Source organism: Flavisphingomonas formosensis (genome assembly GCF_009755815.1).
Lineage (GTDB): Bacteria > Pseudomonadota > Alphaproteobacteria > Sphingomonadales > Sphingomonadaceae > Flavisphingomonas > Flavisphingomonas formosensis.
In genome coordinates, this window is record NZ_WRPK01000001.1 from 92,170 (window position 1) to 104,874 (window position 12,705).

Sequence of the window (12,705 nt, forward strand, 5' to 3'; positions counted from 1 at the left end):
GATGGCCGAAGCGTTTCTACCGTAGCCGTGCGCCGGCGCGAGCCAGCGCGTGAAACTCTTCACGCGCGACGATCTCGCCGGGGCCGCCGGAGGCCTTGAGCTTGCGCTCGGCCTGGGTCATGCGATCGATCGCGCGCCGAAGATGATCCGACGTCCAATGGCCGAGTTGGCGGGCGACGACGTCTTTATCTTTCCAAAACAATGATTTGCCAGACGTTGCCATTACCGCTGCGATCGCGTTGCCGCGTTCCACCTGGGCACGCAGCTCGGCAAGCAGCAGCAGCCGCCGCAGCATGGCGCGGACCAGCGGAATGCCCTCGATGCCCTCTTCGGCAAGCCGGCCCAACTCCTCCTCCACTATGTCGCTCCGGCCTTCGAGCGCAGCATCGACGAAGCGAGCCTGGCTGCCTTCGCTCGCGTCGGCACCGAGGGCGGCGAAGGCGTCCTGGTCTATGTCGCGCGGCCGATCGGGCGCAGCGTCGACATAAAGGGCGAGCTTCTCAATCTCTCCGGCCATCAGCGCGCGGTCGCCACCGGTGGAATCGGCAATGCGACGGGCGAGATCGGGCGCCATCTGCAATCCAGCGGCGCGCGCCATTTCGAGCACGATGCGGCCGGCATCGGCGCCTTCCGGCACATAGCTGGCGAAGGCCATCACGGCATCCGCGTCGAGCGCCGCCTTGAGCAGCTTCGAATCCTTGCGCAGCGCACCCGCGATCATGACGATCGGATTGAACGAAGCGGTGGTCTGCCCGATCACGCCTTGAACCGCTTCGAGGGATTCATCGCCCGCGCTTTCGACGCGAATCCAGCGCGGGCCGCCGAACAGCGAGATCGAGGCGGCCTCGTCGGACAATATCGCGGGATCGGCCTTGAGCTGGGGGCCGATGAAATCCACGCGCTCGGCATCTGTGCCCATCTTCCGCGCCAGCCGTTCGGCAAGCGCGCGCGACCCGGATTCGTCCGGGCCGTAGAGCAGGAACAGGCGGATATTGGGATCGGCGCTGTCGAGGGCCCGTTCGATCTGGCCCTTATTGGCCTTCATTGCGGCTGGGATCGCCGGACGAACAGCGCAATGCGCGTGACGATCTGGTCGGCGATGCTTTGGGCGAGGCGTTCCTGCACGGTCTGCTCGGCTGCGATGGTGGCATATTCCGAGCCGACGACATCGAGACCGGCGTCGGCATCCGCGGCCGCATCCAGCACGACCGATCCATTGCCGACGTCGACGAGACGATAGCGCGCCCGCAATGTCCGCCTCTCGCGCGTGATGGCGGTGTCCCGCCGCACGCCATAGCCGGTGATCTGGTCGTCAAGCTCGACCTCGAGCCGATAGCGCGGCGTACCGACGGCCTTGCCCGCGGAAATCCGGTCGATCAGCGCCGTACGGGTGAGCCAGCCCGCGCGCCCGGCGATGTTCCCCACCTCGATCGAGGCGAGACCGCTGGCCACCGGTCCGCTGCCGCCACCGCCGTAGAGCGGATGCAGGCCGCATCCACCGAGCAGGAGGAGCGCGGCGAGCGCGGCGGGCAGCGCGCGTTTCATGCGACGAGATTGACCAGCCGGTCCGGCACGACGATCACCTTGCGCGGCGTCTTGCCTTCGAGGAGCCGAATGACCTTGTCCGATCCCAGCGCCAGCGCCTCCAGCTGATCCTTGGGCGCCCCCTTGGGCGCGGTCAGCGTGTCGCGCAGCTTGCCGTTGACCTGGATGGCGATCGTCACCTCGTCGTCGATCAGCAGGGCAGGATCGACCTCGGGCCAGGCCGCGTTGGCGACCAGCCCGGTCTCGCCCAGCTTCTCCCAGGCTTCTTCGGCCAGATGCGGCACCATCGGTGCGACGATGCGGACGAGCGTGCGGATCGCGGTGCTGCGCGAGGCGGAAGGCGGCGCCTTCTCGATCGCGTTGGCGAGCTCGTAGATCTTGGCGACGGCCTTGTTGAAGGACAGCGCCTCGATGTCGGCGGCAACGCCCGCGATCGTGCGATGCAGGCGGCGATCGATGTCGCGATCTTCGCCAGTGGCGGTATCGATCGCGTCCGTGAGACGCCACAGCCGCTGGACGAAGCGCCATGCGCCTTCGATGCCCGCTTCGCTCCACGGCAGGTCGCGCTCGGGCGGACTGTCGGAGAGCATGAACCAGCGTACCGCGTCCGCGCCATATTGCTCGACGATCGGACCCGGATCGACCGTGTTCTTCTTCGATTTGGACATCTTCTCGACGCGGCCGACCGTCACCGGCTCGCCCGTCGCGATGACGATCCCGCCCGAAACCTCGTCCGGCGCCAGCCAGCTGCCGGCCGGATCCTGATAGGTCTCGTGCGTCACCATGCCCTGGGTGAAGAGGCCGGTGAACGGTTCGGTGACGCCGATCTTGCCGATCCGCGCCAGCGCCCGCGTCCAGAAGCGCGCATAGAGCAGGTGCAGGATCGCGTGCTCGACGCCGCCGATATATTGCCCCACCGGCATCCACTGCTCGGCAATCGCACGATCGAACGGCTTGTCCGCCGGCGCGCTGGCGAAGCGAATGAAATACCAGGAGGAATCGACGAACGTGTCGAGCGTGTCGGTCTCGCGCCGTGCGTCCGCCCCGCAGCTCGGGCAGGGAACATGCTTCCACGTCGGATGCCGGTCCAGCGGGTTGCCCGGGATGTCGAAGCTCACATCCTCCGGCAGGACGACCGGAAGCTGTTCTCTGGGGACGGCGACCGGGCCGCAGGTTTCGCAATGGACGATCGGGATGGGCGTGCCCCAATAGCGCTGACGCGAGACGCCCCAGTCGCGCAGGCGCCATACGGTGGTGCCCTGGCCCCAGCCTTCGGCTTCGGCGCGGCCGATCACCGCGGCCTTGCCCTCCTCGACGCTCATGCCGTCGAGAAAGCGCGAGTTCACCAGCCTGCCAGGGCCGACATAGGCCTCGTCGTGGATCGGCGTGTTCGCTTCCTCGGGGGAGGGGGCGACGACGCGTTCGACGGGCAGCGCATATTTGCGCGCGAAGTCGAGGTCGCGCTGGTCGTGCGCGGGGCAGCCGAAGATCGCGCCGGTGCCATAATCCATCAGCACGAAGTTCGCGACGAACAGCGGCAGCGTCCAGCTCGGATCGAGCGGATGGACGACGCGCAGGCCCGTGTCGAGGCCCATCTTCTCCGCGGTCTCGATCTCCGAGGCGGCGGTCCCGGTCTTGCGGCAATCGGCGGCGAAGGCTGCGAGCGCGTTGCTGCGCTCGGCTAGCGCCAGCGCGATCGGATGGTCGACCGAGATGGCGGCGAAGGAGGCGCCGAACAGCGTGTCGGGCCGGGTGGTGAACACCTCGAACCCGTCGAAGCCCGCCGCCGGCTCGGCCAGGCTGAAGCGGAATCGCATGCCCTGGCTCTTGCCGATCCAGTTCTCCTGCATCAGCTTGACCTTGTCGGGCCACTGATCGAGCGTGCCCAGCCCGTCGAGCAGCTCCTCGGCGAAATCGGTGATCTTCAGGAACCACTGGCTGAGCTTGCGCCGCTCGACGAGCGCGCCCGAGCGCCAGCCGCGGCCGTCGATCACCTGCTCGTTGGCGAGCACGGTCATGTCGACCGGATCCCAGTTGACCGCCGATTCCTTGCGGGTGACGAGGCCATGCTCGTACAGATCCAGGAACAGCGCCTGCTCCTGCCCGTAATAATCGGGCTCGCAGGTGGCGAGCTCGCGCGACCAGTCGAGCGCGAAGCCGAGCTTCTTGAGCTGGGCGCGCATCGCCGCGATGTTGGCGCGCGTCCATTCGCCGGGATGGACCTTCTTCTCCATCGCCGCATTCTCGGCCGGCATGCCGAAGGCGTCCCACCCCATCGGGTGGAGCACCTCATGGCCCGTCATGCGGCGGAAGCGCGCGAGAACGTCGCCCATCGTATAGTTGCGGACATGGCCCATGTGGATGCGCCCCGAGGGATAGGGGAACATCTCGAGGACATAGGATTTCGGCTTCGGGCTGCTGTCATCGGCGTGGAAGGTGCCTTGCTCCTCCCAGTTCTTCTGCCAGCGCGCGTCGGCCGCGAGGGGATTGAAGCGCGTGCTCATGAGTATGTTTCGTCGGTTTTTAGCCGGCGGTGCCGCGGCGCAGATCGCGAGCCTTGGAGAGGATGATGTCCTCAAGCTTCTGCACCGTCGCCGCCTGGACCGGCGTATCGACCCACTGGCCGCCCTGGAGGACCTGGCGCTGGGCCGCCACGCGCACCGCGTCGGCGCGCAGATCCTGATCGAGGATGGTGACGGTCACCTTCATCCTGTCGGTCGGCAGGGCGGGGTTGGCATACCAGTCGGTCACGATCACGCCGCCATTGGAATCCACCTGCGCGATCGGCATGAACGACAGCGTGTCGAGCGCGGCACGCCACAAATAGCTGTTGATGCCGATGGTGGTGATGCGCGGCGGCGCGAGCTCGGCCTTCACATTTTCCTTCTTGTGGCCACACCCGGCTAAGGTGACGGCGGCAAGCGTCAGCGCGAGCGCGAAAGAGAGCGGGCGGGCCATGAAACGATCCTTGGAATTCCGTACGGTGGCGACGTTATAGATGGTCCATCTCCACTCGCAAGCGCCCGTGCACAAGCGGAACTTTCACGGCTCTGTGGATATGTTGCAACAGCCGGCAAGATTCGTGCCGGGCGGGAGTGGCGCGATCCGCTCTCTTCGTGCTAGTCGGCCCGTGCAGGGGAGAAGTTCTGTCTTATGTTTCTGAGTCGGGGAAAATCCGGAATGGTGGGCGCTGCGTTTGCAGCGATCGCGATTCTGTGCGTTCCCGTCTCGGCCACGGCAGCCAAGGCCAAGAAGCGGGCGTCGAGCGTGCAGCTCCTCACCGATACGGGCAGCTTCGGTTCCTTCACCCCGGCCGCAGCCGATCCGCGCATGGCCGCGGCGCTGGGCCGCGCGTCCATTTCCAGCGTCGGGCTGCGTTTCACGCCGTCTGCCGCGCCGGGTGGCCGCCGCGCGGTCACCGTCGCGATTCGCGCCCGCGCGACCACGCCGGCCGAGGCGGCGCGCTCCGCTTCGCTCGCAGCCAACACCACGCCCACCAGCGTGACGCCGTCCGCCTATAATCTGGGCGTGTCGGTGGGCTGGCAGCGTTTCGCCATCTCGGGTGACATTGCGCGCGTCGACACCGGCGTGCTGCCGGGCAGCCGCGAGGCGATGGACGTCGGCTTCGCCTATGTCAGCCGCAAGTGGAGCACCCGCCTGTCGGTGGGTACGGATCGTTCGATCGGCAACCAGCTCGGTCTGGTCAATTCCGACAGCGCCTATACGGTGGATCTGGGCGGCACCTATGCGCTCACCCACAATATCGAGCTGAACGGCGGCCTGCGCTATCGTAGCCAGCATGAGCGGCTCGACTTCGCGACCGACGAGCGGCGCGATTCGCAGGCCGTGTATCTGGGAACGGCCTTCCGCTTCTGATTCGGAGCACCGGTCGATCCGGTGCCTCCTTTCCCCATTCAGATTGGGTGGCGGCTGAGCGCGTCGATCGCCGCCCAGCCATATGCGCCGAGTTTCCGCAGCGCGCGTGCGCGAGACGGGGTCATTCCGCCGAGCGCGATCAGGGATTTGCCGGCGTAGCGCCGCAAAAGGCCGAAACGCACGGGGCCGAGCGCCGGAGCGCCAGGATGCGAGCGTGTCGCGAAGACGGGTGACAGGAACAGCAGTTCGGCCCGGCCCGCGGCGGCACCGCGCAGCTCCGATCCGCGATGGATCGGCGTGCTGCGCAGCATCGGGCGAGGGCTGCGATGGGGAGAACGACCATGGGCGCCGTCGGCTTTCCAGGCCATCGCCTGCCGTGGAGAGGCCCCCAGCAGCAAAATGAGGCCGCGCCGCCGGGCGAGCCCGCGAACCCGTTCGTACAGCGCGCGTCGATCCGCCGGGGCGAGCCGATAGTGGCGGAAGACGACGCCAGTGCCGCGCGGCAACGCGCGCAGGGCGGGGAACAGCGTCTCGCCCTGGCGCTCGTCCGTCATCAACCACAGGCGCGGGGGAGGGTGGCGGGGCGACATATGCGTCCCTATAGCAGCGGCCATGTCCTCAGCCGAAGCCCTGCTCTCCGACGTCCGCGCCCGTATCGCCCGCTCCGCTGCCCTCGCGGGGCGCAAGGCCGACGCGGTGACGCTCATCGCCGTATCGAAGACCCATCCGGCCGAGGCGATCACGCCGCTGATCGCCGCCGGGCAGCGCGTCTTCGGCGAAAATCGCGTGCAGGAAGCCGAGGCGAAATGGCCGGCGCTTCGCGAGCAAACCCCGGACATCCGCCTCCACCTCGTCGGCCAACTCCAGTCGAACAAGGCCGATGCGGCCGTCGCGCTGTTCGACGCGATCCACAGCGTCGACCGGCTCTCGCTGGTGACGGCGCTGACGAAGGCGATGGAGCGGATCGGCCGGCGGCCGGACTGCTTCGTACAGGTGAATATCGGCGAGGAGGAGCAGAAGGGCGGCTGCCCGATCGAGGCGCTGCCTGCCTTGCTGGCGGCCGCGCGCGCGGCGGAACTGCCCGTCGTGGGCCTGATGTGCGTGCCGCCGGCGGACACCGAGGCCGCGCCTTATTTCGCCTTGCTGGCCAAGCTCGCTCGCGACCACGGCCTCGCCGGGCTCAGCATGGGCATGTCGGGCGACTATGAGACGGCGGTGATGCTGGGCGCCACCCATGTTCGCGTTGGCACGGCCCTGTTCGGAACGCGAGACGGCTGAGTATCTGTCTGGAAGCTCAGGATTTCGGCAGTGCGAAATAGCGGCGAAGTTGCGTTTTGCCGCGTCGTGCCAGCGGACGCTGGCATCTCTCTCGACAGGCAGACGGTTGATTGTGGAGAGCGACCCGAGCTTCCGCCGGGGTGACGAAGAGAAGATGCGCCATCCGCTTCGGTCGAGTGAGGGGCCCGTCGCCGAGCGCTCAGACGATTTCCAGCGTGTCTCCGGGAGAGAGACGGACGACGAGATCGAGCAGGGCAGGCCTGTCGACGGCGACGCAGCCTTCGGTCGGCTGACGATCCCGCCAGCAATGCAGGAAAATGGCGCTGCCCATGCCGGGCTCCGGGGGAGCGTCATTGTGACCGAGCAGCACGACGACGTCATAGAGTCCGTCGTCCCGCCACAGCCGCTCCGCCGAGAAGCGGTGGGGATGGCGGACGGCGCGATTATAGGCGGGATCGCGGGGATCGTCGGACCAGCCGTCATCCGGGCCGATCCAGCGCCAGGGCAGGCGCAGGCCCGCAGGCAGCGCAACGCGATCGGGACGCAGCAGCACGGTACGGATCGGCCATCGGCCGAGTGGGGTCATGCCATCGCCCTCGCGCTTGTCCGACGCCGGCAGCGCGCCGGAACGGCCGATCGCGCAGGGCAGGCTCTGCCCGAATGCATGGAGCGTGCGCACCGCGCTCTCGACGCGGATCACAGCTGGTGCCCGGTACGGTCGCGCTTGGTTTCGAGATAGGCTCGGTTGTGCGGATTGGGCGGCATGGCATGGGCCACGCGCTCCGCGACCGCCACTCCCGCCGCCTCCAGCGCGGCGACCTTGGCGGGATTATTGGTCAGCAACCGCACCCGTTCCTGGCCGAGCAGTGCGAGCATGCGCGCGGCGACGCGGAAATCGCGCGCATCGATCGCGAAGCCGAGGCGCAGATTGGCGTCGACCGTGTCGAAACCCTGATCCTGCAGCGCATAGGCGCGCAGCTTGTTGACCAGCCCGATGCCGCGGCCCTCCTGGCGCAGATAGAGCAGGATGCCCCAGCCATTCGCCCTGATCTCGGCCAGCGCCGCCTGAAGCTGCGGACCGCAATCGCATTTGAGCGATCCCAACACGTCGCCGGTAAGGCATTCGCTGTGCAGGCGCACCAGCGGCGGCCGCCCGTCGGGCGAACCTATGACGAGCGCGACATGCTCGGTGGCATCGACGGAGGACCGGAAAGCGACGATCTCGGCATCTTCTGCCGCCGCGACCGGCAGGCGCGCGCGCGAGGCGATCAGCAGGCCGCCGGGATCGGAATAGGCGTTCAGCTCTGCGAGCGTCACCGTCGCGGCCACGCCATCATCGCCATCGACCAGGAAGAAGGCGGGAAGCAGCCCGGCAAGGCGCGCCAGTTCCAGTGCCGCCGCCGCTGCGTCGGCATGGCCGATGGCGGTGCTGCGGAAGGGGCCCTGCAACGGGCTCAGCAGATCCCGCGCCGGATCGGCGAGCGCGATGGCGCCGGCGAGATCCGTCCACGGCATGCGCGCGACGCGCACCGGCTGATCCGGGCAAGCGGCATCGCGCTGGTTGGCGAGCTTCAGCGTCGCCGCGCGCGCGCCGCTGATGAGCAGATCGGCGCTGCGATCCGGATCGAAATCGGCGAGCCGGCCTTCGTCCGCCGTCTCGATCGCGAGCACGCGAATCGCTCCGGCGGAGCCCCATACGGCAACAGGCCATCCGCGCTTCAGCGCGTCGATCGCGCGGGCTGCCTGGCGCGGATCGCTCAAAGGGTGAACTCGGTTACGAGCGGTACATGATCGGAGGGGCGCAGCCAGCCGCGGCAGGGCTCATGCACCTTGTGCGAGATGGCGTTGCGCGCGATCTCGGGGCTGGCCCACATATGATCCAGCCGACGGCCGCGATCGGAGGCGGCCCAGTCGGCGGCGCGATAGCTCCACCAGGTGTATAGCCGCTCCGGCGCAGGGATGAATCTGCGGCCGAGATCCACCCAATCGTGGCTGGCCTGGAGCCGGCCGAGGGTTTCGACCTCGATCGGGGTGTGGCTGACGACGTCGAGCAGCTGCTTATGGCTCCACACGTCGCATTCGAGCGGCGCGATATTGAAGTCGCCGACCAGCAAGGTCGGCTGCTTCAGAGTCTCCGACCAGCGCGTCATGCGATCGAGAAAGGCGAGCTTCTGGCCGAATTTGGGATTGAGTGCGGGGTCCGGGATGTCGCCGCCGGCGGGGATATAGACATTTTCGAGCCGGAAGCCGCAGTCGAGCATGGCGCCGATGTGGCGTGCCTCGCCATTGTCCTGCCAGTCATGGCTGTGATCCTCGTGGATCGGCAGCTTGCTGAGGATGGCCACGCCATGATGCATGCGCTGGCCGTTGACGATACGGTGGGTGTAGCCGAGCCGGTCGAACATGTCGGCCGGGAAGGATTCGTTCACCACCTTCGTTTCCTGCAGGCATAATATGTCCGGCGCTTCCTCGCGCAGGAAACGTTCGACGATGTCGATCCGGGCGCGGACGGAATTGATGTTCCAGCTGGCGATCTTGAGCGTGCTGTTGGCCATGGCGGGCGATGTAGCGATGCGCTGGGCCGATTGCCAGCATGGCGGACGCTCCCGGAAGCCCGGTTAACGGTGAAAAGAGCGGATATGGAAAGGCCCCCGTTCCGGGGGCATGGAACGGGGGCCAACCTGGCGTTCGTCACGCAGGCGGGACGCGGAACCCGGTTCGGGCAACAGGGGGAAATCCCGAAGGGGGCCTATCCGCGACCGCAGGTGAGGATATAGTCCCCCCAACCTGTCGCTCGGATGAATAAGCTCAACGATTGGGCGGCCGTTGGGGGCGCGGGTCTTTCCAACGGAACGTTTCGTCGGAAACCGGGGCGTTGAAACGCTGATTCGAAAGCGCGAGCGTCGTGCGGTTGTTTTGCGCGTCGAGCACCGACCAGCCCTGCAGCATGAGCCCGCCTGGCGCCGAAGGATTGCGCGCGAAGGCGAGCGTGATGGTGCCATATTCGGGATGCTTGGGATCGCGCGCCTGGACGAGCAGGCGACGGTCGCCGCCGTCGGACGGCAGCACGCGGGCGAAGCGCGACATGTCCTTCTGCGGATGCAGCAGCACGTCGAGCGGGGAATTGCCGATCGGCCAGCGCGAGACCTGGCCGACCTTATAGTCGATCATGGTCAGCGCCTTGCCGTCGCCGACGATCAGCCGCGGTACGCCCTGCTCATATTGGAAGCGGATCTTGCCGGGGCGCTTGAGCGTCAACTTGCCGCCGATGCTGGTGCCCATCCGGTCGGTCTGCACGAAATCGGCGGTCATGGTGTCGACCGAAAGCAGATGCTGCGACACCTGTGCCAGCGTGTTTTCCGCGGCCATGGCGGTCGCCGGGGCCATTACCGCGGCCAGCGGAATCAGGGCGAAGGAAGCGAAACGGGGCATTCTGATCTCCAGGTGGACGCGCCGGTCTCTGCCGCGTCCGCCTTGAACAGCTTCTGAATTGGCCGGTTCCGGGCCGATCAGAGTTCGTTGCCGTGCTCGTCGCGCAGGATCTCGCGGCGGCCGACATGATCCGGGGCGCTGACGATGCTGTCCTTCTCCATCCGCTCGATCAGCCGCGCGGCGCTGTTATAGCCGATACGCAACTGCCGCTGCAGCCAGCTGGTCGAGGCCTTGCGGTTCTCGATGACGAGCTGGACGGCGCGGCGATAGAGTTGGGTCTCCGGATCGTCGTCGCCCGACGGCGCGCCCTCCAGCGTCCAGCCGCCATCCTCCGGCTCCTCGGTGACGGCGCTGATATAGTCGGGCGTGCCCTGGGCGCGCCAATGGTCGGCGACGGCACGGACCTCCTCGTCGGACACGAACGGCCCGTGCACGCGCGCGATCTGCTTGCCGCCGGGCATGTAGAGCATGTCGCCCTTGCCCAGCAGCTGCTCGGCGCCCTGCTCGCCGAGGATGGTGCGCGAATCGATCTTGCTGGTCACCTGGAAGCTGATGCGCGTCGGCAGGTTGGCCTTGATCACGCCGGTGATGACGTCGACCGACGGGCGCTGCGTGGCCATGATCAGGTGGATGCCGGCGGCGCGCGCCTTCTGGGCGAGGCGCTGGATGAGGAATTCCACCTCCTTGCCCGCCGTCATCATCAGGTCGGCAAGCTCGTCGACCACGATCACGATCTGCGGCAGCGGATCATAATCGTGCTTTTCCTCCTCGTAGATCGGGCGGCCGGTTTCCGCGTCGTAGCCGGTCTGCACGCGCCGGCCGAGCGCCTGGCCCTTGGCCTTGGCGGCGCGGACCTTCTCGTTGAAGCTGGCGAGGCCGCGCACCCCGATCGAGGCCATCATGCGATAGCGCTCCTCCATCTGCTCCACCGCCCATTTGAGCGCGCGGATCGCCTTGGTCGGCTCGGTAACGACTGGCGAGAGCAGGTGGGGGATGTCGTCGTAGATGCTGAGCTCCAGCATCTTGGGATCGATCATGATCATGCGGCACTGGTCCGGCGTCAGCCGGTAGAGCAGCGAGAGGATCATGCAGTTGAGGCCCACCGACTTGCCCGAGCCGGTGGTGCCGGCGACGAGCAGATGCGGCATCGGCGCAAGGTCCGCGATCACCGGATCGCCGGCGATGTTCTTGCCGAGGATCAGCGAGAGGTGCGTCGGATCCTGGTCCTCGAAATTGTGGCTGGCGACCAGCTCGGCCAGCGCCACCGCCTCGCGCTTCTGGTTGGGCAGCTCGATGCCGATCACGGTGCGGCCCGGAATCGTGGCGACGCGCGCCGACAGGGCGGACATGTTGCGCGCGATGTCGTCGGCCAGCGCAATCACCCGGCTCGCCTTGATGCCCGAGGCGGGCTCGAGTTCGTACATCGTCACGACCGGGCCGGGGCGGACCTCGGTGATGCGGCCCTTGACGTGGAAATCGTCGAGCACGGATTCGAGCAGGCGGGCGTTGCGCTCCAGCCCGGCGCGGTCGATCGCCTGGCCCGAGTTGGCCGGCGGCGGCTTGAGCAGATCGAGCGAGGGCAGCGCATAATTGTCGGGAAGCGCGAGCTCGGGCTGGCGCTCGCGCTGCGCGCGCTTCGGCGATGTCGAAGGCTGGGCGGGTGTGGAGATGACCGGCGGCTTGCGCGGCTCCTGTTCCTCGGCCGGCGCCACCGTCGCGCGGGGCGGCCTTGCCCTGGGTTCGCGGGCGGCCGGCTCGTCGCCTTCCTCGTCCTCCTCCTCGTCCGGCCGATCCTGCACGCCCGGCCAGGTCTTCAGCCGCGGCAGGCGGCGGCGCAGCAGCCAGCCCCGCTCGCCCGCATCGAGGCCCCAGCCCCATAAGGTCACGACGAAACCGGTCAGCGTCATCAGCAGCATGATCAGGATGCGGATCTTGGCGGCGATGGCCGGATTGCCGACCAGCGCCAGGCTCCAGTCGATCAAATGGGCGCCAGCAAGCCCGAAGGCGCCACCCCAGCCCGCTGGCAGGCCGATCACCGAGCCGCCGCGGAACAGGGTGAGGCCGGTGCCCAGGAAGAGAAGCCCGATCGCCACCACGAGCATCGAGCGCTTCCAGCGTCCGACCGGGACGCCGCGCCACAGCCGCGTTCCGGAAACGAGCAGGATCGGCAGCAGCAGCGCCGTGGGTGGGCCGAACAGGTTCAGCAGCAGGTCCGCTGCCCAGGCGCCGGGCGTCCCGATCCAGTTGCGTGCCGGCCCCCCGGCGGCCGTGTTCAGCGATGGATCGCTGGTGTGATAGCTGGCGAGCGCCAGGCCGATCAGCACGGTGAGGATCACCAGTCCCACCCCGCCGACCAGCGCGCCGCTGCGCACCGCCCCGCGCTTGACCGTATCCTGCCAGGCCGGCCCCTTGGCCGTCATCGCCCCGCTTGCCATCGTCTTCCCCGGCTGCTGCCCCGTGCCGAACCGATCGTGCACGAAATGTTCCCTCTGCGAGCATGCGCAACGGCGGACTCTGCGTCAAGCGGAGCGGCCGCCCAAGACCGGGCAGCCGCCGCAAACACCGCGCTGGCGG

12 protein-coding genes are annotated in these 12,705 nt (G+C 67.7%); 2 read left to right on the forward strand and 10 right to left on the reverse strand.

Annotation, left to right across the window (positions count from 1 at the left end):
• Positions 1-16: 16 nt before the first annotated feature.
• Genes holA through GQY20_RS00505 form a run of 4 tightly spaced genes read right to left on the reverse strand, consistent with a single transcriptional unit; the run spans position 17 to position 4,503 of the window.
• Entirely contained in the window at positions 17-1,045 is a 1,029-nt protein-coding gene (gene holA, locus GQY20_RS00490; protein ID WP_157215084.1) for a DNA polymerase III subunit delta, read from the reverse strand.
• Entirely contained in the window at positions 1,042-1,545 is a 504-nt protein-coding gene (gene lptE, locus GQY20_RS00495; RefSeq protein WP_157215085.1) for an LPS assembly lipoprotein LptE, read from the reverse strand. Before lptE ends, holA begins: the two co-directional genes overlap by 4 nt.
• Positions 1,542-4,049 (reverse strand): leucine--tRNA ligase, encoded by a 2,508-nt coding sequence (leuS, locus tag GQY20_RS00500; protein WP_157215086.1) that lies wholly within the window; start codon positions 4,047-4,049, stop codon positions 1,542-1,544. Before leuS ends, lptE begins: the two co-directional genes overlap by 4 nt.
• Positions 4,050-4,068: 19 nt before the next feature.
• Positions 4,069-4,503: a DUF3576 domain-containing protein gene (locus GQY20_RS00505; protein WP_157215087.1), complete on the reverse strand. Its 435-nt coding sequence runs from the start codon at positions 4,501-4,503 to the stop codon at positions 4,069-4,071.
• Between the two features lie 222 nt (positions 4,504-4,725).
• Between GQY20_RS00505 and GQY20_RS00510 the strand changes: the two genes are divergently transcribed.
• Positions 4,726-5,421 (forward strand): porin, encoded by a 696-nt coding sequence (locus GQY20_RS00510; RefSeq protein WP_157215088.1) that lies wholly within the window; start codon positions 4,726-4,728, stop codon positions 5,419-5,421.
• Between the two features lie 38 nt (positions 5,422-5,459).
• Here the strand turns inward: GQY20_RS00510 and GQY20_RS00515 are convergent, their stop codons facing one another.
• Positions 5,460-5,975, reverse strand: coding sequence for a thiamine phosphate synthase (locus GQY20_RS00515; RefSeq protein ID WP_232475820.1), 516 nt, complete (start codon positions 5,973-5,975; stop codon positions 5,460-5,462).
• A gap of 58 nt (positions 5,976-6,033) precedes the next feature.
• On the opposite strand from GQY20_RS00515, the gene GQY20_RS00520 reads away from it, so the two are divergent.
• On the forward strand, positions 6,034-6,699 hold the full coding sequence (locus GQY20_RS00520) for a YggS family pyridoxal phosphate-dependent enzyme (RefSeq protein WP_157215090.1): 666 nt from the start codon (positions 6,034-6,036) through the stop codon (positions 6,697-6,699).
• Positions 6,700-6,898: 199 nt separating this feature from the next.
• On the opposite strand, the gene GQY20_RS00525 is transcribed toward GQY20_RS00520, so the two are convergent.
• The 5 genes from GQY20_RS00525 to GQY20_RS00545 all read right to left on the reverse strand — a co-directional run bounded on the left by GQY20_RS00525 (position 6,899) and on the right by GQY20_RS00545 (position 12,566).
• Positions 6,899-7,399, reverse strand: a complete 501-nt coding sequence (locus tag GQY20_RS00525; protein ID WP_157215091.1) for a L,D-transpeptidase family protein — start codon at positions 7,397-7,399, stop codon at positions 6,899-6,901.
• Positions 7,396-8,460, reverse strand: a complete 1,065-nt coding sequence (ribA, locus tag GQY20_RS00530; RefSeq protein ID WP_157215092.1) for a GTP cyclohydrolase II — start codon at positions 8,458-8,460, stop codon at positions 7,396-7,398. Before ribA ends, GQY20_RS00525 begins: the two co-directional genes overlap by 4 nt.
• On the reverse strand, positions 8,457-9,254 hold the full coding sequence (locus GQY20_RS00535) for an exodeoxyribonuclease III (protein WP_157215093.1): 798 nt from the start codon (positions 9,252-9,254) through the stop codon (positions 8,457-8,459). Before GQY20_RS00535 ends, ribA begins: the two co-directional genes overlap by 4 nt.
• 253 nt (positions 9,255-9,507) lie before the next feature.
• Positions 9,508-10,131, reverse strand: coding sequence for a LolA family protein (locus GQY20_RS00540; protein ID WP_157215094.1), 624 nt, complete (start codon positions 10,129-10,131; stop codon positions 9,508-9,510).
• A 77-nt stretch (positions 10,132-10,208) separates the two neighbouring features.
• The gene (locus tag GQY20_RS00545; protein ID WP_157216092.1) at positions 10,209-12,566 is read right to left on the reverse strand and encodes a DNA translocase FtsK; all 2,358 of its coding nucleotides are present in this window, start codon (positions 12,564-12,566) and stop codon (positions 10,209-10,211) included.
• Positions 12,567-12,705 lie beyond the last annotated feature (139 nt).

Excerpts from the sequence above, each read along its gene's own strand:
- GQY20_RS00545 (WP_157216092.1), bottom strand. The coding sequence starts at position 12,566 with ATGGCAAGCGGGGCGATGACGGCCAAGGGGCCGGCCTGGCAGGATACG.
- GQY20_RS00510 (WP_157215088.1), top strand. The coding sequence starts at position 4,726 with ATGGTGGGCGCTGCGTTTGCAGCGATCGCGATTCTGTGCGTTCCCGTC.
- GQY20_RS00505 (WP_157215087.1), bottom strand. The coding sequence starts at position 4,503 with ATGGCCCGCCCGCTCTCTTTCGCGCTCGCGCTGACGCTTGCCGCCGTC.
- GQY20_RS00515 (WP_232475820.1), bottom strand. The coding sequence starts at position 5,975 with ATGACGGACGAGCGCCAGGGCGAGACGCTGTTCCCCGCCCTGCGCGCG.
- GQY20_RS00535 (WP_157215093.1), bottom strand. The coding sequence starts at position 9,254 with ATGGCCAACAGCACGCTCAAGATCGCCAGCTGGAACATCAATTCCGTC.
- lptE (WP_157215085.1), bottom strand. The coding sequence starts at position 1,545 with ATGAAACGCGCGCTGCCCGCCGCGCTCGCCGCGCTCCTCCTGCTCGGT.
- holA (WP_157215084.1), bottom strand. The coding sequence starts at position 1,045 with ATGAAGGCCAATAAGGGCCAGATCGAACGGGCCCTCGACAGCGCCGAT.
- GQY20_RS00520 (WP_157215090.1), top strand. The coding sequence starts at position 6,034 with ATGTCCTCAGCCGAAGCCCTGCTCTCCGACGTCCGCGCCCGTATCGCC.
- leuS (WP_157215086.1), bottom strand. The coding sequence starts at position 4,049 with ATGAGCACGCGCTTCAATCCCCTCGCGGCCGACGCGCGCTGGCAGAAG.
- GQY20_RS00540 (WP_157215094.1), bottom strand. The coding sequence starts at position 10,131 with ATGCCCCGTTTCGCTTCCTTCGCCCTGATTCCGCTGGCCGCGGTAATG.